22 protein-coding genes and 2 tRNA genes are annotated in these 22,020 nt (G+C 69.4%); 15 read left to right on the top strand and 9 right to left on the bottom strand.

From position 1 onward, the window contains the following. Nucleotide 1 precedes the first annotated feature (1 nt). From Q9S71_RS08925 to Q9S71_RS08950, 6 genes are all read left to right on the top strand, one after another. Entirely contained in the window at nucleotides 2–967 is a 966-nt protein-coding gene (locus tag Q9S71_RS08925) for an FKBP-type peptidyl-prolyl cis-trans isomerase (protein WP_311861901.1), read from the top strand. A gap of 44 nt (nucleotides 968–1,011) precedes the next feature. Beyond that, nucleotides 1,012–2,010, top strand: a complete 999-nt coding sequence (locus Q9S71_RS08930; protein WP_217531512.1) for a helix-turn-helix transcriptional regulator — start codon at nucleotides 1,012–1,014, stop codon at nucleotides 2,008–2,010. Then, nucleotides 2,007–2,966, top strand: coding sequence for a helix-turn-helix transcriptional regulator (locus Q9S71_RS08935; RefSeq protein WP_311861902.1), 960 nt, complete (start codon nucleotides 2,007–2,009; stop codon nucleotides 2,964–2,966). The genes Q9S71_RS08930 and Q9S71_RS08935 overlap by 4 nt, the downstream gene beginning before the upstream one ends. Nucleotides 2,967–3,022: 56 nt before the next feature. Beyond that, nucleotides 3,023–3,277, top strand: coding sequence for a Sec-independent protein translocase subunit TatA (gene tatA, locus Q9S71_RS08940; protein ID WP_217531510.1), 255 nt, complete (start codon nucleotides 3,023–3,025; stop codon nucleotides 3,275–3,277). A 61-nt stretch (nucleotides 3,278–3,338) separates the two neighbouring features. Then, nucleotides 3,339–4,094, top strand: a complete 756-nt coding sequence (gene tatC / locus Q9S71_RS08945; protein ID WP_217531542.1) for a twin-arginine translocase subunit TatC — start codon at nucleotides 3,339–3,341, stop codon at nucleotides 4,092–4,094. Further along, nucleotides 4,091–6,553, top strand: a complete 2,463-nt coding sequence (locus Q9S71_RS08950; protein WP_311861903.1) for a DEAD/DEAH box helicase — start codon at nucleotides 4,091–4,093, stop codon at nucleotides 6,551–6,553. Before tatC ends, Q9S71_RS08950 begins: the two co-directional genes overlap by 4 nt. A gap of 72 nt (nucleotides 6,554–6,625) precedes the next feature. Here the strand turns inward: Q9S71_RS08950 and Q9S71_RS08955 are convergent. Then, nucleotides 6,626–6,699, bottom strand: a tRNA-Gly gene (locus Q9S71_RS08955). Nucleotides 6,700–6,793: 94 nt separating this feature from the next. Here Q9S71_RS08955 and Q9S71_RS08960 point away from each other — a divergent pair. The 6 genes from Q9S71_RS08960 to Q9S71_RS08985 all read left to right on the top strand — a co-directional run bounded on the left by Q9S71_RS08960 (nucleotide 6,794) and on the right by Q9S71_RS08985 (nucleotide 11,932). Next, nucleotides 6,794–6,870: transfer RNA gene (locus tag Q9S71_RS08960), tRNA-Pro, on the top strand. A 68-nt stretch (nucleotides 6,871–6,938) separates the two neighbouring features. Continuing rightward, nucleotides 6,939–8,483, top strand: a complete 1,545-nt coding sequence (gene tig, locus Q9S71_RS08965; protein WP_311861905.1) for a trigger factor — start codon at nucleotides 6,939–6,941, stop codon at nucleotides 8,481–8,483. Nucleotides 8,484–8,660: 177 nt separating this feature from the next. Next, on the top strand, nucleotides 8,661–9,245 hold the full coding sequence (locus tag Q9S71_RS08970; protein ID WP_064002238.1) for an ATP-dependent Clp protease proteolytic subunit: 585 nt from the start codon (nucleotides 8,661–8,663) through the stop codon (nucleotides 9,243–9,245). A gap of 20 nt (nucleotides 9,246–9,265) precedes the next feature. Then, complete coding sequence (locus Q9S71_RS08975; RefSeq protein WP_311861907.1) at nucleotides 9,266–9,931, top strand: ATP-dependent Clp protease proteolytic subunit; 666 nt, start codon at nucleotides 9,266–9,268, stop codon at nucleotides 9,929–9,931. Between the two features lie 129 nt (nucleotides 9,932–10,060). Beyond that, entirely contained in the window at nucleotides 10,061–11,329 is a 1,269-nt protein-coding gene (gene clpX / locus Q9S71_RS08980) for an ATP-dependent Clp protease ATP-binding subunit ClpX (RefSeq protein WP_064002236.1), read from the top strand. Between the two features lie 39 nt (nucleotides 11,330–11,368). Next, entirely contained in the window at nucleotides 11,369–11,932 is a 564-nt protein-coding gene (locus Q9S71_RS08985) for a dihydrofolate reductase family protein (RefSeq protein WP_217531505.1), read from the top strand. A gap of 6 nt (nucleotides 11,933–11,938) precedes the next feature. On the opposite strand, the gene Q9S71_RS08990 is transcribed toward Q9S71_RS08985, so the two are convergent. Beyond that, nucleotides 11,939–13,996, bottom strand: a complete 2,058-nt coding sequence (locus Q9S71_RS08990; protein ID WP_311861909.1) for a M3 family metallopeptidase — start codon at nucleotides 13,994–13,996, stop codon at nucleotides 11,939–11,941. Nucleotides 13,997–14,093: 97 nt separating this feature from the next. On the opposite strand from Q9S71_RS08990, the gene Q9S71_RS08995 reads away from it, so the two are divergent. Together Q9S71_RS08995 and Q9S71_RS09000 are read left to right on the top strand one after the other, a co-directional pair. After that, on the top strand, nucleotides 14,094–14,693 hold the full coding sequence (locus Q9S71_RS08995; RefSeq protein WP_311861910.1) for an ArsR/SmtB family transcription factor: 600 nt from the start codon (nucleotides 14,094–14,096) through the stop codon (nucleotides 14,691–14,693). Further along, nucleotides 14,690–14,905, top strand: a complete 216-nt coding sequence (locus tag Q9S71_RS09000; RefSeq protein WP_217531502.1) for a hypothetical protein — start codon at nucleotides 14,690–14,692, stop codon at nucleotides 14,903–14,905. Before Q9S71_RS08995 ends, Q9S71_RS09000 begins: the two co-directional genes overlap by 4 nt. Nucleotides 14,906–14,912: 7 nt before the next feature. Here the strand turns inward: Q9S71_RS09000 and Q9S71_RS09005 are convergent, their stop codons facing one another. The 5 genes from Q9S71_RS09005 to Q9S71_RS09025 form a co-directional block, all read right to left on the bottom strand. Continuing rightward, the gene (locus tag Q9S71_RS09005; protein ID WP_217531501.1) at nucleotides 14,913–15,161 is read right to left on the bottom strand and encodes a hypothetical protein; all 249 of its coding nucleotides are present in this window, start codon (nucleotides 15,159–15,161) and stop codon (nucleotides 14,913–14,915) included. Nucleotide 15,162: 1 nt separating this feature from the next. Next, on the bottom strand, nucleotides 15,163–17,739 hold the full coding sequence (valS, locus tag Q9S71_RS09010; RefSeq protein ID WP_311861911.1) for a valine--tRNA ligase: 2,577 nt from the start codon (nucleotides 17,737–17,739) through the stop codon (nucleotides 15,163–15,165). Between the two features lie 221 nt (nucleotides 17,740–17,960). Next, the gene (locus Q9S71_RS09015; RefSeq protein WP_311861912.1) at nucleotides 17,961–18,770 is read right to left on the bottom strand and encodes a MetQ/NlpA family ABC transporter substrate-binding protein; all 810 of its coding nucleotides are present in this window, start codon (nucleotides 18,768–18,770) and stop codon (nucleotides 17,961–17,963) included. A gap of 35 nt (nucleotides 18,771–18,805) precedes the next feature. Continuing rightward, nucleotides 18,806–19,498 (bottom strand): methionine ABC transporter permease, encoded by a 693-nt coding sequence (locus tag Q9S71_RS09020; protein ID WP_311861913.1) that lies wholly within the window; start codon nucleotides 19,496–19,498, stop codon nucleotides 18,806–18,808. Then, nucleotides 19,495–20,199 (bottom strand): ATP-binding cassette domain-containing protein, encoded by a 705-nt coding sequence (locus Q9S71_RS09025; protein WP_311861914.1) that lies wholly within the window; start codon nucleotides 20,197–20,199, stop codon nucleotides 19,495–19,497. The genes Q9S71_RS09020 and Q9S71_RS09025 overlap by 4 nt, the downstream gene beginning before the upstream one ends. Before the next feature lie 87 nt (nucleotides 20,200–20,286). On the opposite strand from Q9S71_RS09025, the gene Q9S71_RS09030 reads away from it, so the two are divergent. Beyond that, nucleotides 20,287–20,700 carry an OsmC family protein gene (locus Q9S71_RS09030; protein WP_311861916.1) on the top strand — a complete coding sequence of 138 codons (414 nt, stop codon included), beginning with the start codon at nucleotides 20,287–20,289 and terminating at the stop codon, nucleotides 20,698–20,700. On the opposite strand, the gene Q9S71_RS09035 is transcribed toward Q9S71_RS09030, so the two are convergent. Both Q9S71_RS09035 and Q9S71_RS09040 read right to left on the bottom strand, forming a co-directional pair. Then, nucleotides 20,697–21,209: a GNAT family N-acetyltransferase gene (locus tag Q9S71_RS09035; protein WP_311861917.1), complete on the bottom strand. Its 513-nt coding sequence runs from the start codon at nucleotides 21,207–21,209 to the stop codon at nucleotides 20,697–20,699. The two genes, Q9S71_RS09030 and Q9S71_RS09035, sit on opposite strands and share 4 nt — an antisense overlap. After that, nucleotides 21,206–21,868, bottom strand: coding sequence for a hypothetical protein (locus Q9S71_RS09040; RefSeq protein ID WP_311861919.1), 663 nt, complete (start codon nucleotides 21,866–21,868; stop codon nucleotides 21,206–21,208). The genes Q9S71_RS09035 and Q9S71_RS09040 overlap by 4 nt, the downstream gene beginning before the upstream one ends. Nucleotides 21,869–22,020 lie beyond the last annotated feature (152 nt).

The raw sequence follows: 22,020 nt of genomic DNA on the forward strand, positions 1-22,020 counted from the left end.
AATGCGTCAGATCCCCGCTGCCGTGGCCGTGCTCGGCCTGACCGCCCTGGCCCTCGTCGGGTGCGCCCCCACCGGTCCCGCAGACGCCGGCTGCGAGCGCGTCACCGCGCCCGCCTCGTCCCTCGACCTCGTCGATGTGACGGATGCCGAGGCGGCACCGGCGGCCACCACCACCGACCCGGTCTACGTCACGAAGACCTCGTTCACCGACATCGTGACCGGCTCGGGCACCCCGATCACGACGAGCAAGCAGGACGTCCAGCTGGGGATCACGCTCCTCGACGGCGCGACAGGTCAGACGGTCCTGTCCGCGCCCACCCGCGTCGTCCAGGTGAGCGTCCTCGAGCAGACGTTCCCGACGATCGAGAAGATCCTCGACTGCGCCCGCCCGGGCTCGCGGATCGTCTCGGCCATCCCGGCGAAGGACCTGAACCCCGACCTCGTGAGCCAGATCGGCCTGAGCGAGGAGCAGGCGGCCGTGGTCGTCATCGACGTGAACACGGTATTCCTCCCGGCGGCGAACGGCGTGCCGCAGTACGTCGACGGCAGCAACATCCCCACCGTCGTCCTCGCCCCCGACGGCACCCCGGGCATCATCGTCCCCGACGCGGTCGCGCCGAAGGACCTGATCATCAAGACGCTCAAGAAGGGCGACGGCGAGAAGCTCACCGCCGACTCGACGCCGCGCGTCAACTACACCGGTGTGCTCTGGAACACCGGAGAGGTGTTCGATTCCACGTGGGAGAAGGGCTCCCCGGCGACGCTGTCGCTGGACAGCGTCGTCCCCGGCTTCCAGAAGGCGCTGGAGGGTCAGACCGTGGGGTCGCAGGTGCTCGCCGTCATCCCTCCCGACCAGGCCTACGGCGACACGGCCTCGGGTTCCGTCCCCGCGAACTCGACGCTCGTCTTCGTGATCGACATCCTCGGGATCGACACGAGCGACGACGCCACCACGGCGACACAGTGAGCCCGCGCGGGGCCGGCGACCGGTCCCGCGCCTAGGATTGCCGTGTGCCCACCGATCCGATCCGCAGCGCGCCCGAGGAACGGCTCGTCAACCTCGTCGTCGCGTTGCTCGCGACGGAACAGGGGCTGACGAAGGACACGATCCTCTCGTCCGTGTCGGGCTACCGCGAGCAGGGAGCGGCGGGTGCGTCGAAGGACGCGCTCGAGAAGATGTTCGAACGCGACAAGGACAGCCTGCGCTCGCTCGGCGTTCCGATCGAGACGATCGGCGACTACGCCGACCCTGACGACCTCCGCGAGGCGCGGTACCGGATCCCGACGGCCGAGTACTCCTTGCCGGTCGACATCGACTTCACCCCGGCCGAGATCGCGGTGCTCAACCTGGCCAGCGGCGTCTGGGGCGAGAGCTCCATGTCGGCGTCGGCGCGCAGCGGTCTGCGCAAGATCCAGGCGCTCGGCATCGAGGTCGACGCCCCCATCATCGGCTACGCGCCGCGCATCAGCCTGCGCGAGCCGTCCTTCTCACCGCTGCAGCGCGCGATCGAGCAGGGGCGGGTCGTCGAGTTCGACTACGTCAAGGGCGGATCGGATGCCGCGCACCGCCGCCGTGTGCAGCCGTGGGCGCTTGTCGAGTACGAGGGCCGATGGCACGTGTACGGCTTCGACCTGCTGCAGGACGCCGAGCGCACCTTCCTGCTGACCCGCATCTCCTCGGACGTCGTCGTCACCCGGACCTCATTCGATCTCTCGCTGCGCGAGGGCGCGGGCGACAAGGCGATCGCCGGGCTCGAGGCGGTCGCCCGTCGTCAGCGCGCGCTCGTCCAGGTCGAGCCGGGGACCGAGGCCGCGGTGCGCTTGAACCGTCGCGCGGTCGCCGCAGACGACACCGGATGCCGGGTGCCCTACGTCGACGCGCAGATCTTCGCCGACGAGCTCGCCTCCTACGGTCCCGAGGTCCGGGTGATCGAGCCGGTCGAGCTTGCCGACCTCGTCGTCGCGCGCCTCCGCCGCGCCCGCGACCTGCACGCGGAGGCCGCCGGGTGAGCGCGCAACCGCTGGTCGCGACCGACCGCGCCTCCCTGATCCTCCAGCTCGTGCCGTACCTGATCTCGAAGGGCGAGGTCACCGTCGAGGACGCCGCACGGGACTTCGATGTCGCGCCCGACGAGATGCGCTCGATGGTCGAGAAGCTAACCGTCATCGGCCTGCCGGGCGACGGCGGCTTCTGGCAGATGGCGAACGACCTCTTCGACATCGACTGGGATCTGCTCGACGAGCAGGACACCATCTCGATCACGAACGCCGTCGCGCTCGAGCGAACGCCGCGGCTGACCGCCCGCGAGGCGGCCGCCCTGCTGGCGGGCCTGCAGCTCGCGGCGAGCCTTCCGGGAGTGGGGGACAGCGGCGTCGTCCAGGGGCTCCTCGCCAAGCTCGCCGCCGGCGCGTCGAGTGCTCCGGCGGAGGTGATCGTCGCCACCCCCGTCGTCGACGACGTCCGCACCACGGTCGCGGCGGCCGTCCAGAGAGGCGTCGCCGTCTCGTTCGAGTACCGGGCTCCGGATGCGCCGGTGACCACCCGCACGGTCGACCCCGTCAAGGTCCACATCGCCGACGGCCAGTGGTACCTGCAGGGCTGGTGCCACCTGCGGCAGGCCGTGCGCACGTTCCACCTCGACCGGGTCTCCGAGGTCGTCCTCACCGACATCCCGAGCACGCACGGCGCGGACCCGCTGCCGGGCCTGTTCGAACCGACCGAGTCCGATGTGATCGTCGAGCTCCGCTGCCGCAAGGACGTCGTCCCGCTGCTCGGCGAGTTCGCGGCGCGCGCCGTCGTGCGGGGCAAGGGCGATGTCCGGTCGGTCCGTCTGCGGGTCGGTGACGAGCGCAGCCTGAAGCGACTGGCCGCGCGTCTCGGGGGCGACGTCGAGGTCGTCTCGCCCGACACGGCGCGGGAAGCGGCGCGGGCGTGGGCCGAGGCGGGGCTCGCGCAGTACACCTGAGGACCGGCCGCTCCCGGGCGGTTAGACTGGAAAGACTTCAACCCCGAGGAGCTTTCATGGGCGGTCTGCAGGGCTGGCATCTTCTCATCGTCTTGGCGGTGATCCTTCTTCTGTTCGGTGCGGCCAAACTGCCGGCGCTTGCGAAGAGCGTCGGTCAGTCGGCGCGTGTCTTCAAGGGCGAGATGAAGGCGATGAAGGAGGAGGACGGGCCGGCTGAGACGCCGAACCACCAGGCTCCTCCGGCGCCGTCCTCGGTCACCCCGCTGACGCCGCCGCCCGCGCAGGGCCCACCGCAGGGCCCCGCATCCTGATTCAGTGACGACCACCGAACGGGACGCCGCGCGAGACGACGCCCCTTACCGGGACAAGCGGATGTCGCTCGGCGACCATCTGCGAGAGTTCCGCAAACGGCTGTTGATCGCTGCCGCGGCGCTCGTCGTGGGAATGATCGTCTCCTTCATCCTGACGGACGGCATCATCTGGGCGATGACGGAGCCCATCCGCATCGTCGCCGAGCGTCGAGGTGACGAGGATGCCGTGACCCTGATGTTCGCGACGGTGACATCCGCCTTCGACCTCCGCATCCGCATCTCCTTCGCCGTCGGCCTGCTCATCTCTGCGCCTGTCTGGCTGTGGCAGATCTGGGCCTTCCTGATGCCCGGGCTGACGCGGAAGGAGATCCGTTACACGATCGGATTCGTCGCTGCCGCGGTGCCGCTGTTCTTCGCAGGCACCTTCACGGGCTGGCTGATCCTTCCACACCTCGTCGAGCTGATGGCCGGCTTCACGCCCGTCGGCGCCTCCAACTTCTACGACGCGAAGTACTACTACGACTTCGTGTTCAAACTCCTCCTCGTCGTGGGCGTCGCCTACGTGACCCCGGTGTTCCTCGTCGCCTTGAACCTCGCCGGCGTCATGACCGGCCGCGAGATCATCAAGGGCTGGCGCGTGGCGATCGTCATCGCGACGGTGTTCGCCGGAGCCGCCACCCCCGCAGCCGACGTCGTCAGCATGCTCATCCTCGCGGGCATCCTGACGGTGCTCTTCTTCGCCGCCGCCGGACTCTCGATGCTCTTCGATCGCCGCAAACGCAAGCGCGACGAGGCGCTCCTCGGTCCGGTCGCATGACGGACCCCTCGGCACGCTACGCCCGCGCGCAGTCGGAGCGCCGGCATCCGATCTCCGCATCCTTCGCGTCCCTGCAGCGGTTCGACCTCGACCCGTTCCAGATCGAGGGCTGTCACGCGCTCGAAGAGGGGAGGAGCGTGCTCGTCGCCGCCCCGACGGGCGCCGGCAAGACGATCGTCGGCGAGTTCGCGATCCACCTCGCGATGCGGGAACCGGGCGACAAGGCCTTCTACACGACGCCGATGAAGGCGCTGTCGAACCAGAAGTTCCGCGAGCTGCAGGAGGTCTACGGCGAGGGCGAGGTCGGCCTGCTCACCGGCGACACGAACATCAACGGGAACGCGCGCGTCGTGGTCATGACCACCGAAGTGCTCCGGAACATGCTCTACGCCGACTCGCCGGCCCTGCGCGGACTCCGCTACGTCGTGATGGACGAGGTGCACTACCTCGCCGATCGGTTCCGCGGACCGGTGTGGGAGGAGGTCATCCTCCATCTGCCGCCCGCTGTGCGCCTCGTCTCCCTGTCGGCGACGGTCTCGAACGCCGAGGAATTCGGCGACTGGCTCGACACGGTCCGCGGCGACACGGCCGTGATCGTCTCCGAGACCCGTCCCGTTCCGCTCGAGCAGCACGTCCTCGTGCGCGGCGACCTCCTGCCGCTGTTCGACGACCGCGCCGGCGTCGCGACCGCACAGGTGAACCAGGAGCTCACCCGCATCCGCTCACCCAAGGGTGCCCTTTACGAGAACAATCGCCGCGCCATGGAGTACCGCTCGCGCGGCGACCAGGAGAGGCGCCGCCCGCACCGGGGCGGTAAGCGTCCCGTACGACCGTCGACGGCGATGCGGATCGAGCGGATGGACCGTCCGCAGGTCGTCGAGCTGCTGGGTCGCGCCAACCTGCTGCCCGCGATCTTCTTCATCTTCAGTCGGGTCGGATGCGACGCCGCGGTGCAGCAGGTCCGGCGCGCGGGTGTGCGGCTGACCGACACCGCGGAGCGCGACGAGATCCGCTGGATCATCGATGAGCGGATGCGGGCGCTCCAGGACGAGGACCTCGGCGTCCTCGGCTACTGGGAGTGGCGCGACAACCTCGAGCGGGGGATCGCGTCCCACCACGCAGGTCTGCTGCCCGCCTTCAAGGAGGTCGTCGAGGAGCTGTTCCAGCGCAAACTCGTGAAGGTGGTCTTCGCGACCGAGACCCTGGCGCTCGGGATCAACATGCCCGCCCGGACCGTCGTGCTCGAGAAGCTCGAGAAGTTCAACGGCGAGGCGCGGGTCGCGATCACCTCGGGTGAGTACACCCAGCTCACCGGGCGGGCGGGCCGGCGCGGCATCGACGTCGAGGGGCATGCGGTCGTCCAGTGGACCGAGTCGCTCGACCCGCAGGCGGTGGCGGCGCTCGCGTCACGCCGCACGTACCCGCTCAACTCGAGCTTCCGGCCGACGTACAACATGGCGGTCAACCTGATCGACCAGTTCGGCCGGCCGCGGGCGAGAGAGATCCTCGAATCCTCGTTCGCGCAGTTCCAGGCAGACCGCGCCGTCGTGGGCCTCACCCGGCAGGTGAAGGAGGCCGAGGCATCCCTCGCGGGCTACGAGAAGTCGATGACGTGCGACCGCGGCGATTTTGCCGAGTACTCCGGCATCCGGCGCGACCTGAGTGACGCCGAGAAGCTCAACCGCGCCGACCGGACGGCGCCCGCCCGCATCCGTCAGCAACGCCAGAACGAGATCCAGTCGCTGCGCCGCCGGATGCAGCGGCACCCCTGCCACGGCTGCCCCGATCGCGAGAACCACGCCCGCTGGGCCGAGCGATACTGGAAGTTGCGCCGGCGCACCGATCGCACGCGCCGCGACATCGAGACCCGTACCGGCACCGTCGCGCGGATCTTCGACCGCATCATCGACGTGCTCGCCGAGCTGGACTACGTCGCCTTCGACGACGACGGGGCCGCCACGCTGACGGCGGCCGGGCGCACGATGCGCCGCATCTACGGCGAACGCGATCTGCTGGTCGCGGAGTCCCTGCGCCGTGGGCTGTGGCGAGAGCTCGACCCCGCCGGCCTCGCCGCCCTCGCCTGCTGCCTCGTGTACGAGCCGCGCCGCGACGAGGCGGGAGAGTACCGCCTGCCGCGCGGGCCGTTCCGCGAAGCCCTCACGAAGACGCAGGACCTCTGGAGCCGGCTCGATGACCTCGAACAGGCCCACCACCTACCGGGCACCGAGGCGATCGCGACCGGCCTCGCGCAGGCCATGAACTCCTGGGCACGCGGAGCGTCGCTCGACGTCGTCCTCACCGAGGCGGACATGGCGGCCGGCGACTTCGTCCGGTGGACGAAGCAGACGATCGACCTGCTCGACCAGCTGTCGATCGTGGCGGATGCCGATGTCGCGACGACCGCGCGGAAGGCCCTCGACGCGGTGCGACGGGGCATCGTCGCCTACAGCTCGGTGTGACAGAGGCCGGGTGCGGCCCGGCTGACAGCACGATTGCCCTCCCGCACGACCTGCGGCCGAACGTGAGGGCGATGGAGGGGATGACGGGAATCGAACCCGCGTAATCAGTTTGGAAGACTGAGGCTCTACCATTGAGCTACATCCCCGTCGGCGCCGCGATGAGCGCCTCGACGAGTGTACCCGACATGGTCGGCTAGACTGACCAACGGCCGTTTTTCGGCGCTCGCCAGCGTGCGCGCCCGGGGCGTAGCTCAGCTTGGTAGAGCGCCCGCTTTGGGAGCGGGAGGCCGCAGGTTCAAATCCTGTCGCCCCGACCAACGGCCCCACGAACCCAGATCACCGAACGGACGCGCGCGTGCGCGGCCGGACAAGGAGAACGACAGGCATGGTCACCAGCACCGTCGAGCAGCTCACCCCCACCCGGGTGAAGCTCCACATCACGGTCACCCCGGAGGAGCTCAAGCCGAGCATCTCCCACGCGTACGAGCACATCGCGCAGGACGTCCAGATCCCGGGCTTCCGCAAGGGCAAGGTCCCCGCGCCGATCATCGACCAGCGCATCGGGCGCGAGGCCGTCCTCGAGCACGCCGTCAGCGAGGGGCTCGACGCGTTCTACCGCGAGGCCGTCACGGCCAACGAGGTGCGCATCGTCGGCCGCCCGGCCGCCGAGATCGTCGAGTGGCCGAGCACGAAGGACTTCTCCGGCGACCTCAAGGTCGAGGTCGAGGTGGACGTCCGCCCCGAGTTCGAGCTGCCTTCCTACGACGACATCACGATCGAGGTCGACGCCGTTGAGACCGATGAGGTCGCCGTCGACGCCGAGCTCGAAAAGCTCCGCAGCCGCTTCGGCACGCTCGTGACCGTCGACCGTCCCGCCAAGGCCGGCGACTTCGTCGAGCTCGACCTCGTCGCCACGATCGACGGCGCCGAGATCGACCGCGCCGAGGGCGTGTCCTACGAGGTCGGCTCGGGCGAGCTGCTCGAGGGCATCGACGAGGCCGTCGAGTCGCTCACCGCCGGTGAGGACACCACGTTCCGCTCGAAGCTCGTCGGCGGCGACCACGCCGGTGAAGAGGCGGAGGTCGCCGTGACGGTCAAGGCCGTCAAGGAGCGCGAGCTCCCCGAGGCCGACGACGACTTCGCGCAGGTGGCCTCCGAGTTCGACACGATCGCCGAGCTCCGCGAGAGCCTCGTCGAGCGCGTCTCGGAGCAGGCCGTCTTCACGCAGGGCTCGGCCGCGCGCGACAAGCTCGTCGAGGCCCTCATCGAGAAGGCCGACATCCCCGTCCCCGCCAAGCTGGTCGAGGACGAGGTCCACGCCCACCTCGAGGGCGAGGGTCGCCTGGAGGACGACGTGCACCGCGCCGAGGTCACCGAGGCGAGCGAGAAGCAGTTCCGCACGCAGATGATCCTCGACAAGATCGCCGAGAAGCACGAGGTGCAGGTCTCCCAGGAGGAGCTCACCCAGTACCTCATCCAGTCGTCGGCGCAGTACGGCATGTCGCCGCAGGACTTCGTCAACGCGCTGCAGGAGGGCAACCAGATCCCGCTCATGGTCGGTGAGGTCGCCCGCAATAAGGCCCTGGCGATCGCGCTCGGCAAGGTGAACGTCGTCGACACCAACGGCAAGAAGGTCGACCTGGCCGGCTTCGCCGCCGAGGAAGAGGACGCCGCGGACGAGGCAGCCGACGAGAAGCCCGCCGCCGAGAAGGCGCCTGCCAAGAAGGCTCCGGCGAAGAAGGCTCCGGCCAAGAAGGCCGCCGCCGACAAGGCGGATGCCGCCGACGAGGCAGCCGAGGAGAAGCCGGCCGCCAAGAAGGCTCCGGCCCGCAAGCCGGCCGCCAAGAAGGCCGACGCGGACGCCGCCGAGGCGCCCGCCAAGAAGGCTCCCGCCAAGCGCGCCACCAAGAAGGCCGCCGACGCGGAGTGATCGTTTCGAAGGGCGGCGGGTGCCTCACGGCCCCGCCGCCCTTCAGCGTCTCCGGGCCGCGTCCGCGGGGCTCGCGCGGCTGGATGCCCGCCCCGGTATGCCCACGGCGAACACGGGCGAGGCGCTCGGGGCGCGCCACTAGATTCGAAGCACGAACACGAATCCAGGAGAGCATCCATGGCTGAACCCCTTATGGCGACCAGTGTCTTCGACCGGCTGCTGAAGGACCGAATCATCTGGCTCGGTTCCGAGGTGCGCGACGAGAACGCGAACGAGATCTGCGCCAAGATCCTGCTGCTCGCGGCCGAGGATTCCGAGAAGGACATCTACCTCTACATCAACTCGCCCGGTGGCTCGATCACCGCCGGCATGGCGATCTACGACACGATGCAGTTCGTGCCGAACGACATCGTCACCGTCGGCATCGGCATGGCCGCCTCGATGGGTCAGCTCCTGCTGACCAGCGGCACGAAGGGCAAGCGCTACATCACGCCCAACGCCCGTGTGCTGCTGCACCAGCCCCACGGTGGCTTCGGCGGCACGGCCAGCGACATCCAGACCCAGGCCCAGCTGATCATCTCGATGAAGAACCGTCTCGCGGAGATCACGTCCGCGCAGACCGGCAAGTCCGTCGAGCAGATCAACGCCGACGGCGACCGCGACCGCTGGTTCACGGCCGAGGAAGCCCTCGAGTACGGCTTCGTCGACCACATCCGCGAACACGCCGCCGACGTCGCCGGCGGTGGCGGGACCGAGAACTGATCGCCCGGAGGACGAAGAGAATGCACACCCCCACTTTCGGTCGCCCGGAGGGCGTCGCCATGCCCTCGAGCCGCTACATCCTGCCGCAGTTCGAAGAGCGCACCGCGTACGGCTACAAGCGCCAGGACCCATACAACAAGCTGTTCGAGGACCGCGTCATCTTCCTGGGCGTCCAGGTCGACGACGCGTCCGCGGACGACGTGATGGCGCAGCTGCTGGTCCTCGAATCGATGGACCCCGACCGCGACATCATCATGTACATCAACTCGCCCGGTGGCTCGTTCACGGCCATGACGGCGATCTACGACACGATGCAGTACATCTCGCCCCAGGTGTCGACGGTCGTCCTCGGACAGGCGGCCTCGGCGGCATCCGTCCTGCTGGCCGCGGGTGCCACCGGCAAGCGTCTCGCGCTGCCGAACGCCCGCATCCTCATGCACCAGCCGGCCGTCGGCGAGGCCGGTCACGGGCAGGCGTCGGACATCGAGATCCAGGCGGCGGAGATCCTCCGCATGCGCACCTGGCTCGAGGAGACGATGGCCCGTCACACCAACCGCACCGTCGAGCAGGTCAACAAAGACATCGACCGCGACAAGATCCTCTCGGCCCAGGAGGCGCTCGAGTACGGCATCGTCGACCAGGTCCTGACCTCGCGCAAGCGCACCCCCGCCGCCATCACCGCGTGATGCCGGCACCCGACGCCCCGCCGATCCGTCGGCGGGGCGTCGTCGTCCACACTCGCGTCGCAATCCACCCCGTGCCCGGATCTGCGATTAGGCTCATCTCCACCGGCACGAGATCCTGAGGGGGACACCATGGCACGCATCGGTGAGAGCGCCGACCTGTTCAAGTGTTCCTTCTGCGGCAAGAGCCAGAAGCAGGTCCAGCAGCTGATCGCCGGCCCCGGCGTCTACATCTGCGACGAGTGCGTCGAGCTCTGCAACGAGATCATCGAAGAGCGCATGGCCGAGTCGGGCGACGGTGAGGTCAAGGACTTCGACCTTCCCAAGCCGCGCGAGATCTTCAGCTTCCTCGAGGAGTACGTCGTCGGTCAGGACTCCGCCAAGCGCGCCCTCGCCGTCGCCGTCTACAACCACTACAAGCGCGTCCGCGCCCGCAGCACGATCCAGTCCGCCGAGCAGCGCGCCGACGAGGTCGAGATCGCCAAGAGCAACATCCTGCTGCTGGGACCGACGGGATGCGGCAAGACGTACCTCGCGCAGACGCTCGCCAAGCGGCTGAACGTCCCCTTCGCGGTGGCGGACGCGACGGCCCTCACCGAGGCCGGCTACGTCGGCGAGGACGTCGAGAACATCCTCCTCAAGCTGCTGCAGGCCGCCGACTTCGACGTCAAGCGCGCCGAGACGGGCATCATCTACATCGACGAGGTCGACAAGATCGCCCGCAAGGCCGAGAATCCGTCGATCACCCGTGACGTCTCGGGTGAGGGTGTCCAGCAGGCACTGCTGAAGATCCTCGAGGGCACCGTCGCCTCGGTGCCGCCGCAGGGCGGTCGCAAGCACCCGCACCAGGAGTTCATCCAGATCGACACGACGAACGTCCTGTTCATCGTGGCGGGCGCGTTCGCGGGGCTCGAGGACATCATCTCGTCGCGTGTCGGCAAGCACGGCGTCGGCTTCGGCGCTCCGCTGCAGGACAAGGAGCAGGAGCTCGACGTCTTCCGCGACGTCCTCCCCGAGGACCTGCACAAGTTCGGTCTCATCCCCGAGTTCATCGGCCGCCTGCCCGTCGTCACGACGGTGTCGCCGCTCGACCAGACCGCGCTGATCGAGATCCTCACCGGTCCCAAGAACGCGTTCGTCAAGCAGTACCAGCGGATGTTCGAGCTGGACGGTGTCGAGCTCGAGTTCGAGGATGACGCCCTCCGCGCCGTCGCCGATCTCGCCGTCGCCCGCAAGACCGGTGCCCGCGGACTCCGGGCCATCCTCGAGGACGTCCTCGGTCCGATCATGTTCGAGATCCCCTCCGCGGAGGACGTCGACAAGGTCGTGGTCACCCGCGCCGCCGTCCAGGACGGCGCGCCCCCCACCCTCGTGCTGCGCCAGAAGCGCAAGAGCGCCTGACGCCCGCGGATGTCGTAGGTCGGGGGTAGCGTCCCCGTCATGGGACGCATCCTCTACGACACCGCCACGACGGCCAACGGATTCATCGCCGACGAGGAGAACTCCCTCGCCTGGCTGTTCGCCGTCGAGGACGGCGACACTCCGGACGACGCCCTCCTGCCGTCCGGGGCGACCGTGCTCGTCGAAGGATCGACGACCTACGAGTGGGTGCTGGCGGAGTCCGACATCCTCGCCCACCCCGAGCGGTGGACGCAGTTCCACGGCGACCGTCCGACGTTCGTGTTCACGACGCGGGACCTGCCGAGACCCGCGGGCGCCGACATCCGCTTCGTCCGGGGACCGGTGGCATCCGTCCTTCCCGACATCCGTGAGGCCGCCGGCGACGGCGACGTCTGGATCGTCGGCGGGGGAGACCTCGCCGGTCAGTTCCTCGACGTCGGCGCGCTCGACGAGATCGCCGTGTCGGTCGCGCCCGTCTTCCTTACCGGCGGCGCACCACTGTTGCCGCGTCGACTCGAGTCCGACCGCCTGCGGCTCGTGTCGGCCGAGGCGGTCGGACAGTTCGCGCGACTCGTCTACCGCGTCGGCTCGGCGGCGGACTGAGCCCGGTCAGCCCGTGAGACCGCGGCGCTCGAGCAGCGGCTCGATCCGCGCGTCGCGACCGCGGAAGTCACGGTAGGCCTCGAGCGGGTCCTTCGCCCCGCCCACACCGAGCAGGCGATCGCGGAACCGGTCGCCGTTCGCACGGGTGAGGCCGCCGTTCTCGCGGAACCATTCGACGGTGTCAGCGTCGAGGACCTCGCTCCAGATGTAGGAGTAGTAGCCCGCGCTGTACCCGCCAGAGAAGACGTGGGCGAAGTAGGTCGACGAGTAGCGGGTCGGTACGGCGGGATTGTCGAGGCCGATGTCGGCGAGTGCTGTCGCCTCGAAGGAGTCGACGTCGATCTCGGATGCCGTGTCCTCGACATCGAGGCTGTGCCACGCCTGATCGATCCAGGATGCGGCCAGGTACTCGCTGGTGGCGAAGCCCTGATTGAAGGCCTCCGATTCGCGCAGCTTCGCGACGACCTCCGCCGGGAGCGGCTCGTCAGTGTCGATGTGGCGGGCGTACGAGGCCAGGATCTCGGGCCAGAAGATCCACATCTCGTTAACCTGGCTCGGGAACTCCACGAAGTCGCGGAAGACCGCCGTGCCGGCGAAGTGCGGGTAGGTCACCGTCGCGAACAGTCCGTGCAGCGCGTGACCGAATTCGTGGAAGAGCGTCGTGACCTCGTCGAGGGTCAGCAGTGTGGGGCTGCCGGGCGCGGGCTGCGGCACGTTGAGGTTGTTCACGACGATCGGCGCCGTGCCGCGCAGGGCGGACTGCGAGAGGATCGAGTTCATCCACGCCCCGCCGCGCTTCGAGTCGCGGGTGTAGAGGTCGAGGATGTAGAGCCCGAGATGCGAGCCGTCCTCGTTCCGGACCTCGAACACGCGCGCCTCGGGGTGGTAGGCGGGCAGATCGGGGCGCTCGGTGAAGGTGATGCCGTACAGGTCGGTCGCCGCGCGGAACACGCCGTCGACGAGCACGCGCTCGGCCTCGAACCAGGGCCGCAGCGCGGTGCGGTCGAGGTCGTACCGTGCGGCGCGGACCCGCTCGGTGTAGAACGCCCAGTCGTGCGCCGCCAGGTCGAACCCACCGCCGTCGCGGTCGATGATCTCCTGCAGTGCCGCCTGCTCCTGCCGGGCGTTCTCCGCCGCCGGCACCGCGAGGCGGCGCAGCAGCGCGTGCACCGCCTCGGGCGAACCGGCCGTCTCGTCCGCGGTGACGTACGCCGCGTGCGAGTCGTACCCCAGCACCCGGGCGCGCTCCGCGCGCAGCCGGACGATCTCGGTGAGGACCGCGCGGTTGTCGTTCTCGTTGCCGCGTCGCCCTCGCGAGCGGGAGGCGGTCATCAGCTTCTCGCGGCTCGCGCGGGACGTGAGCGAGGAGAGGTAGGGATGCCCCGTGAACAGCGTCAGCGTGACGACGAACTTTCCGTCGAGGCCGCGATCGGCGGCGTTGCGTGCCGCGGCTGACAGTTCGCCGTCGGTGAGGCCGTCGAGTTCCGCGGCGTCGTCGAACACGACGGCGAGCTCGTTGGTGTCTGCGAGGAGGTTCTTCTCGAAAGTCGTCGTCAGCACGGAGAGCTGCTGGTTGAGCTCCGTGAGGACGGTCTTGTCGACCTCGTCGAGTCCGGCACCCGCGTTCGTCATCTCGCGGTGGGTGCGCTCCACGAGGTAGCGGTCCTCCCCGGTGAGGCCGAGGTCGTTCAGCTGCGCGTGGACGGCGGCGACCCGCGCGTACAAGCGGGCGTCGAGGGTGACGGCGTCGTGGTGCGCGGCCATGAGCGGCGCGAGCTGCTCGTCGATCTCCTGGATCTCGGCCGTCGCGTCGGCGGAGCTGACGGTGTAGAAGGTGCGTGCGACGCGTCCCAGCAGCTCGCCGGAGCGCTCGAGGGCGACGAGCGTGTTCTCGAACGTGGGCTCCTCCGTCGAGGCGGCTATGGCCTCGATTTCCGCGCGGTGAGCCGCGAACGCCTGCTCGAAAGCGGGCAGGTAGTGCTCAGGGCGGGTGCGGGGGTAATCCGGCAGATCGAACGGGAGAGGGGAGGGCGAGAGGAGCGGGTTGGCAGCGGCATCCGTCATCGTTCCAGCGTACGTCGCGGTCGGGAGCCGCGGCGTGCGAAGGAACCGTTGCAAAGGAAAGCTTGCAAAGATTGCCATGCAAAGGTATCTTTGCATCATGACCCAACAGCGACAGGTGCGCGAAGACCGCAAATTGGATGCCGGGGCCCTCCGTGCCCTCGCGCATCCACTGCGTGTGCAGCTCTTCGACATCCTGTCGCAGTACGGCCCCCAGACGGCGAGTTCGCTCGCCGAGCGCACGGGGGAGTCGTCGGGGGCGACGAGCTACCACCTGCGGGCGCTGGCCAAACAGGACCTCATCCGCGAGATCCCCGACCGGGGTTCGGCGCGAGAGCGGTGGTGGGAGCGTGCGGACAAGTCCGTCTCCTTCGACAGCCCCGAGGCCCTCGCGTCGCCGGCCATCCGGTCGGCCACGCAGCTCATCATGAACGAGTTCCTCGGTCGCCGGCACCAGCAGTTGATGCGTCACGTCAGCGAGGGCATCGCGTCGCCCGACAAGGAGGACGACGCCGCGATGATCTCCACCGCGAACATCCACCTCACGCGCGATGACGCCATGGCGCTCATCGAGCGTCTGTCCGCCGTCGTCGACGAGGCCGTCGCCGGTGCCCGCGGGCGCGAAGAAGAGCCCGACCGACTGCCGTTCACCATCCGGGTGGACGTGTTCCAGCTTCCCGAGGACGGAGACGGACGATGACCACGATCACCATTCCTGTGCTGGACGTCGCCGCGCGTCCGACCCGGCTCGAGGCGGCACTGCTCGCGGCGTCGGCCTCGGTGCAGCGCGCCGTGGCCGCACGGATGATGCGGCGCGCCGAGCAGGCACTGACGCAGTCAGCCGCCGACGAGCACGTCGAGCGCACCCGCGCCGACGTCGCCGCGCACCTCGCGCGTCATCCGCGCGGCTGAGCCCCCGTCAGGCCATGCCGTCGTCGTCGAGATGACCGACGACGATCTCGCCCTCACGGCCCACACGCACGACGACCCCTGTCTCGAGCTCCGCGACCGGGCGTCCCTCGAGCCAGGTCAGCGTCCATCGTGGGCGGGGCTGGCCGAGCGGATCCTGGTCGATCGTGGCGTCGACGGCCGCGATCTGCTCTCGCAGGATCTCCGGCACGGCGGACGGCGGCTGGTCGCCGCTGGTCCAACGGGTTCCGAGCTGCATGTCAGGCCTCCTGCGGGGTGAGGACGATGTCGCCGACCGACACCGTGTCGCCGGTCGCGTACGAGACCTGCGCGATGCGTCCGACGGCCGCCAGGTCGCCCTCGGCCGAGCGGATGGCGTCGAGTGCGGCATCCGGTCCCGTGATGGTCAGCGACGCGACCGGCGTCTTCTGCGAGGCCTTCGCCTCGGTCTTCGCGCGGCGCACGCTGATGAGCGCTTCGCCCACCGTCCGCAGCACGGCCGGGTCGCCCTCGATGCCGAGCGGTTCGGGCCACGAGGCGGTGTGCACCGACCCCTCCTCGAACCACGACCAGGCCTCCTCTGCGGCGAACGAGAGCACCGGCGCGAGCAGACGCAGGAGCGTCGACAGGGCCATGCGGAGCGCGAGCGCTGCCGACGCCTGACCGGCGTCGGCCTGGTTGTACGCACGCTCCTTGACGAGCTCGAGGTAGTCGTCGCAGAAGGTCCAGAAGAACGCCTCGGTGACTTCCAGCGCGCGGGCGTGGTCGAAGGCGTCGAACGCCTTCGTGGCATCCCGGACGACCTGGTCGAGGGTCGCGAGCATCGACGCGTCCAGAGCGTGCGTGATGCGAGCGTCCTCGGGGACGGGGAACGAGAGCACGAACTTCGCCGCGTTCAGCACCTTGATCGCCAGGCGGCGACCGATCTTCACCTGCGTCGGGTTCTGCGGGTCGAACGCCGCGTCGGCGCCGAGGCGGCTGGAGGCCGCCCAGTAGCGGACCGCGTCCGTGCCGTGGGCGTCGAGGATGTCGGCGGGCGTGACGACGTTGCCCTTGGACTTCGACATCTTCTTGCGGTCGGGGTCGACGATGAAGCCCGAGATGGCGGCATCCGTCCACGGCGCGCGACCGTCCTCGAGCACCGAGCGGACCATGGTCGAGAACAGCCACGTGCGGATGATGTCCTGCCCCTGCGGGCGCACGTCGAACGGGGCGACGAGGTTCCACAGCTCCTCGTCGCGCTGCCATCCGCCGGCGAGCTGCGGGGTCAGCGACGAGGTCGCCCAGGTGTCGAAGATGTCGCGCTCGGCGTCGAAGCCGCCGGGCACGCCGCGCTGGTCCTCGGTGTAGCCGTCGGGCACGTCGGTGGTGGGGTCGACGGGCAGGCGCGACACGTCGGGCGTGAGGACGCGGTCGTAGTCCCGCTCGCCGTTCTGGTCGAGGCCGTACCAGACCGGGATCGGCACACCGAAGAAGCGCTGCCGCGAGACGAGCCAGTCGCCGGTGAGGCCGTTGGTCCAGTTCTCGTATCGCACACGCATGAAGTCCGGGTGCCAGCCCATCCCGCGGCCCATCTCGATGAGCTTGTCGCGCAGTTCCGCGTCGCGGGCGCCGTTGCGGAGGTACCACTGGCGCGTCGAGACGATCTCGAGGGGACGATCGCCCTTCTCGTAGAACTTCACCGGGTGGGTGAACGGCTTCGACACCTCGAGCAGCTCACCGGACTCCTGCAGCAGCTCGACGATGCGCTTCTTGGCGCTGAACACCGTCTTGCCGGCGAGCTCCGCGTACGCCGCCTTCGCGGCATCCGTCACGAGCACGTCGGGGGCCTCGTCGATGATGCGGCCGTCGCGGCCGAGGATCGTGCGGTTGGGCAGGTCGAGCTCGCGCCACCAGATGATGTCGGTCACGTCGCCGAACGTGCAGATCATGGCGATGCCCGTGCCCTTGTCCTTCACCGCGAGGGGGTGGGGGAGGACGGGGACCTCGACGTCGAACAGCGGGGTGCGGACGGTAGAGCCGAAGTACGGCTGGTAGCGCTCGTCGTCGGGGTTCGCGACGAGGGCCACGCACGCGGGGAGCAGCTCGGGACGCGTCGTCTCGATGTGGATGTCGCCGGAGCCGTCGGACTTGTGGAAGGCGACGCGGTGGTACGAGGCCTGCTGGTCGCGGTCCTCGAGCTCGGCCTGCGCGATGGCCGAGCGGAAGTCGATGTCCCAGAGGGTGGGCGCCATCGCCTGGTAGGCCTCGCCGCGCTCAAGGTTGCGGAGGAAGGCGAGCTGGCTCGTGCGGATCGTGTCGTCCGAGATGGTGCGGTAGGTCTGCGTCCAGTCCACCGACAGGCCGAGCTTGCGGAACAGGTCCTCGAACTGCTTCTCGTCCTCGATCGTCAGCTCCTCGCAGAGCTCGATGAAGTTGCGACGGCTGATCGGCACCTGGTCGGCCGGCTTCAGGCTCTTCGCGTCACCGCGGAAGGGCGGGGTGAAGTCCGGGTCGTAGGGGAGCGAGGTGTCGCAACGCACGCCGTAGTAGTTCTGCACGCGACGCTCGGTCGGCAGGCCGTTGTCGTCCCAGCCCATCGGGTAGAACACGGTCTTGCCGCGCATGCGCTCGTAGCGCACCTTGACGTCGGTGTGGGTGTAGCTGAACACGTGACCGATGTGGAGCGAGCCGGATGCCGTCGGGGGAGGCGTGTCGATCGAGAAGACGCCCGCGCGTCCCTTCGCCTTGGCCGCGTCGCGGTCGAACAGGTACGTGCCGGCGTCGGACCACGCGGCATCCCACTTCTGCTCGAGGCCTTCCAGGGCGGGCTTGTCGGGAATGTGCGCATTCGTCATGGTGGGGCTCCTCGAGCGATATGTGCGGCACTGTGTGAGCGTGCCTGAGTGTGGGTGCCGAGCCAGTCTACCGCCGAGGCGTCAGCCGGACGGGTGACGCTTCGCGAGGAGATGGAGGTTATCGAGGAGCGGATTCCGGGATCCGCCCCTCGGGACGCGTCATCTCCTCGCGAACCTCCGCACAGCGGCGCACCGCACGCGCCGCGGCCGGCGTCAGCGCGTCAGAACGCGGCCTCGATCGTCTCGTTGCCGTCGATGATCTCGCGCACCGGGTCGCTCGTGAACGCGTCGATGAGCGCCGCGGTGGAGGCGGCATCCGCGTCCTCCTCGGGGACGACCAGCTGCAGGGCGAAGCGGTCGTCGAGCTCGGTCAGCAGCCCGTCGTCCTGCGGGGTGAGGCCGAGGGCCGCGATGTGGGACGGCCACTGGAAGATGAGGTCGGCTTCGTCGTACGCCGTGTTGAGCTGGTTGATCTGGAGTTCGAGGAACTGCAGGTCCTTCGGGTTCTCGGCGATGTCGTCCACGGTCGCCTCGTACGGGTCGACGCCCTCGGCGAGGGTGATGATCTTCGCGTCGGCGAGCATCTTCAGCGCGCGGCCGGTGTTGGAGGCGTCGTTCGGGATCGCGACGGTAGCCCCCTGGGGCAGGTCCGCGATGTCGTCGATCGTCTTCGAGTAGAACGCGATCGTGAAGTTGTAGACCGGCTGCACCGCTGTCAGCGACGCGTCGTTCGCGGCGTTGAACTCCTGCATGTAGGGCTCGTGCTGCGAGAAGTTCGCGTCGATGTCACCGGCGGCGAGCATCTTGTTGATCGTGACGTAGTCGGCGACCTCGACGAGCTCGATGGCGTAGCCGTCCTCGATCTCGTCAGCCGCGGCCTCGACGATGTCGGTCATGGGCGAGGTGACGGCGCCGACCCGCAGCGTCTGCACCTGCTCACCGCCCGGTGCGGCGGGTGAGGCACAGCCGGCCAGGAAGGCGACGGCGGCGGCCGTGAGGGTGGCGGCGAGGGTGAGGCGGCGCGGGGACATGGTGCTCCTTGTGGGATGGGGGTGGTGGCGGACGCTCAGCGATGGTCGAGGCGGACCGAGATCCGCTGCCCGACCGCTTGAATCACGAGGACGATGGCGAGGATGACGAGGATCGTGAAGTACATGAGCGCGTCGTCGTACTCCTGGTAGCCGTACCGCAGAGCGAAGTCTCCGATCCCGCCGCCGCCGACCACGCCGAGGACGGTCGAGTAGGACAGCAGGCTGATGCTCGCCGAGGTCAGCGCGTACACGAGACCCGGCAGCGCCTCGGGCAGGAGGAACCGCCACACGGTCTGCGGCACCGTGGCCCCGAGGGTCTGCGCGACGCGGGGGATGCCGGGGCTCACCTCGCGGAGGATCTGCTCGACCAGCCGGCCGTACACGGCGACGGCGACGACGCACAGCGAGAATGTCGCAGCGGGCGTGCCGAAGGTGGTGCCGTAGATCGCCCGGGTCGCCGGCACGAGAAACACGACCAGCAGCAGGAACGGGAAGGACCGGATGACGTTGATGAGGACGTTCGCGACGGTCCACACGACCCGCTGCGGGCGGATGCCCCCGGGGCGGGTGAGGTAGACGGCGGCGCCGAGGGGCAGGCCGAGCACCACGGCGGCCGCCAGCGAAACGCCGAGCATGTAGCCGGTCTCGCCCAGGGCCTCGATGAGGTCGTCGCCGCGCTCGGCCAGCGACGCTCCGAGCGAGGCGAGGACGTCCTCGGGGTCGTTCATGCGCCGAGCTCCCGTCGCGCGCGATCGAGGTACGTCTCGCGCTCGCCGCGTGCGGTCGGGGAGACCGCGAGGATCTCGACGAGCCGGCCGTCGTCGAACAGGGCGACGCGGTCGCAGATCGAGCGGACGACGTCGAGGTCGTGGGTGACGATCACGACGGTCGTCCCGAAGCGATCGCGGGCGTCGCGCAGAAGATCGAGCACCTCACCGGCGGTAGCCGCGTCGAGCGCCGACGTGGGCTCGTCGCAGAGCAGCAGCCGGGGGCGCGTCACGAGGGCGCGGGCGATGCCGACGCGCTGGCGCTGACCACCGCTCAGCTGGGCGGGATACGCGTCGGCCCGGTGGTCGAGCCCGACGAAGCGCAGCGCATCATCGACGGCCTGGGCTGACCGCTCGCTCCGGGGACGGAGGGCGAGCGGGAGGTCGACGTTCTGCCGCACGGTGCGATTCGCGAGGAGATGCACGCCCTGGAAGACGACGCCGACCTCGCGCCGCAGGCTGCGGAGCCCCGTTCGACCGAGCCGTCCGACATCCTGGCCGAGCACGCTGACCGCGCCGGAGGTGGCGGCGACCTCACCCGTCAGCACCGAGAGGAGGGTGCTCTTCCCGGCGCCGCTCTCGCCGATGACGCCGAGGATCTCGCGGTCCGCGACGGTCAGGTCCACGTCCGCGAGACCGCGGACGCCTCCGGGGTACTCCACACCTGCGCGAGCGAGCTCGACAGGGGGCGCAGGCAGCACGGACGGACCTCAGAACGTTGTTGGATGAAGTCCAATTATAGTTCTGCCATGAGCACCAGGTACCGGACCGAGGCGATCAACGACGACGGCGGGACCGGTGTCAGCCGGGTCGTCGGCGGCCTGGAGGTCGCGGTCTCGAACCCGCTGAGCCCCGATGCGGACCTGTCGCGCAGCAATCCCGAGCAGTTGCTCGCCCTCGCCTGGGCCACCTGCCTCGACGCCACCCTGCAGGCGATCGTGAAGGCCGCGCACCGGACTCGGGTCCGAGTCAAGGTCGAGCTCCACGACTCCCCGGAGCGCGGCGGCTACGAGTTCCACGTCACCGCTTTCGTCTCCGCCGAGGGACGCACCCTCGCCGAGACAGAGGAACTCGTCGCTGCCGCCCACCATCGATGCCCGATCTCCCGCCTGCTGCAGGGCGCGGCGACGGTCGGCATCCGTGCGGAGGAGTGGGCCTCCTAGCGGTCCACGGCGAAACCGAGGTGCGGCATGTCGACGCCTCGGTAGCGGGTGACGAAGCGGCGACGGGCCGTCATCCCGAGGCGGATGGCGACATTCATGGACGCGATGTTCGTGTCGCGGACTTTTGCCCACACGGTCGAGGCGTCGAGGTTGCGGAAGGCCCAGTCGCGTGACGCCGCGGCGGCCTCGGTCGCGTATCCCCGATGCCAGTGCGCCCGTTGGAAGAGGTACCCGACTTCCAGGACCTCGACGTCCTCGATCCGCTGGCGGGTGATCCCGCACTGGCCGATCATCCCGCCCGGCGCGGCGGCGAGCTCGACCGCCCAGAGCCCGAACCCGTCCTCCTCGTAACGTTGCAGGTTGCGATCGAGCCATGCCCGGCACTCCGCCTCGGCGAAGGCCCCTTCGTAGGCGGTCATCGCAACCGGGTCGGTGAGAATCGTCCGGAGCGCCGGCAGATCGTCTTCGCCCATGTCTCGGAGAACCAACCGGGCAGTACGCAGCCTCATTCGCCGGTCCGGACGTCGATCCCGAGGGATGCCGCGAGCGCGAGTGCGTGCGAGGTCGCCTGATCGGATGTGAGAGTGACGCCGCGCAGCATCCGTACGTCGGTGAAGGACAGGACCTCCGCGCCGCGCAGGTCGACGTCTGCGGCCTGCCACTCGCGGATGTCCATCTCGTCCACCGACGTCCCCCCGAACCGCATCCGCTCGACGCGGGCGCCCGGCAGGTCGAGGGTGCCGATGCGGCATCCGCTCACCTCGACGTCGCGCAGGGTCGCGCCCCCACCCGTCAGGTAGTCGACCCGCACGCCGTCGAGGACGAGCCCGTCGCACCGCGCTCGCGAGAGGTCGAGCGTGCCGATCCGGCCGCCGCGCACCACGACCGTCCGCCACGTCGCGTCGCGGGCGGTCAGTTCGGCGGCCGACACCCCGTCTACGACGACGTCCGCCAGGATCGCGCCGGTCAGATCGAGGGAGTGGACGGATGCCGGGGCCACGACGCTCTCGCTGATGCGGCTGTGCGCGGCATCCGTCGTTCCGGGGTCGAGGTCGATGCGCGCCTCGGAGAACCCGCCCGACCGGCGCAGCGTCGCGGGTTCGAACGCGCGGGGCAGATCGGGATCGGGGATGCGGGGCGGCTCGGGACGGGTGCGGGGGCGGGCCATGACGCCAGGCTATGCCGACGGTATGATTGTGGACATCAGCACCGATCCGGCCATCACCGGGGAGCTCTCGGAAGAACAGCGGTCCGCCGCCCAGTAGAACCGAGCGGGGCAGGCCCGTCATCGCCGCAGGTGAGTGGGTGCCCCCGGATCCG

It is taken from the genome of Microbacterium gawkjiense (assembly GCF_031932225.1).
GTDB classification, from domain to species: Bacteria; Actinomycetota; Actinomycetes; order Actinomycetales; family Microbacteriaceae; genus Microbacterium; species Microbacterium gawkjiense.

Excerpts from the sequence above, each read along its gene's own strand:
- Q9S71_RS08990 (WP_311861909.1), bottom strand. The coding sequence starts at position 13,996 with ATGACGGATGCCGCTGCCAACCCGCTCCTCTCGCCCTCCCCTCTCCCG.
- Q9S71_RS08950 (WP_311861903.1), top strand. The coding sequence starts at position 4,091 with ATGACGGACCCCTCGGCACGCTACGCCCGCGCGCAGTCGGAGCGCCGG.
- Q9S71_RS09005 (WP_217531501.1), bottom strand. The coding sequence starts at position 15,161 with ATGCAGCTCGGAACCCGTTGGACCAGCGGCGACCAGCCGCCGTCCGCC.
- valS (WP_311861911.1), bottom strand. The coding sequence starts at position 17,739 with ATGACGAATGCGCACATTCCCGACAAGCCCGCCCTGGAAGGCCTCGAG.
- tig (WP_311861905.1), top strand. The coding sequence starts at position 6,939 with ATGGTCACCAGCACCGTCGAGCAGCTCACCCCCACCCGGGTGAAGCTC.
- Q9S71_RS09015 (WP_311861912.1), bottom strand. The coding sequence starts at position 18,770 with ATGTCCCCGCGCCGCCTCACCCTCGCCGCCACCCTCACGGCCGCCGCC.
- tatA (WP_217531510.1), top strand. The coding sequence starts at position 3,023 with ATGGGCGGTCTGCAGGGCTGGCATCTTCTCATCGTCTTGGCGGTGATC.
- Q9S71_RS09040 (WP_311861919.1), bottom strand. The coding sequence starts at position 21,868 with ATGGCCCGCCCCCGCACCCGTCCCGAGCCGCCCCGCATCCCCGATCCC.
- Q9S71_RS09030 (WP_311861916.1), top strand. The coding sequence starts at position 20,287 with ATGAGCACCAGGTACCGGACCGAGGCGATCAACGACGACGGCGGGACC.
- Q9S71_RS08925 (WP_311861901.1), top strand. The coding sequence starts at position 2 with ATGCGTCAGATCCCCGCTGCCGTGGCCGTGCTCGGCCTGACCGCCCTG.
- clpX (WP_064002236.1), top strand. The coding sequence starts at position 10,061 with ATGGCACGCATCGGTGAGAGCGCCGACCTGTTCAAGTGTTCCTTCTGC.
- Q9S71_RS08985 (WP_217531505.1), top strand. The coding sequence starts at position 11,369 with ATGGGACGCATCCTCTACGACACCGCCACGACGGCCAACGGATTCATC.
- Q9S71_RS09020 (WP_311861913.1), bottom strand. The coding sequence starts at position 19,498 with ATGAACGACCCCGAGGACGTCCTCGCCTCGCTCGGAGCGTCGCTGGCC.
- Q9S71_RS09000 (WP_217531502.1), top strand. The coding sequence starts at position 14,690 with ATGACCACGATCACCATTCCTGTGCTGGACGTCGCCGCGCGTCCGACC.
- Q9S71_RS08970 (WP_064002238.1), top strand. The coding sequence starts at position 8,661 with ATGGCTGAACCCCTTATGGCGACCAGTGTCTTCGACCGGCTGCTGAAG.
- Q9S71_RS09035 (WP_311861917.1), bottom strand. The coding sequence starts at position 21,209 with ATGAGGCTGCGTACTGCCCGGTTGGTTCTCCGAGACATGGGCGAAGAC.
- tatC (WP_217531542.1), top strand. The coding sequence starts at position 3,339 with ATGTCGCTCGGCGACCATCTGCGAGAGTTCCGCAAACGGCTGTTGATC.
- Q9S71_RS08995 (WP_311861910.1), top strand. The coding sequence starts at position 14,094 with ATGACCCAACAGCGACAGGTGCGCGAAGACCGCAAATTGGATGCCGGG.
- Q9S71_RS08975 (WP_311861907.1), top strand. The coding sequence starts at position 9,266 with ATGCACACCCCCACTTTCGGTCGCCCGGAGGGCGTCGCCATGCCCTCG.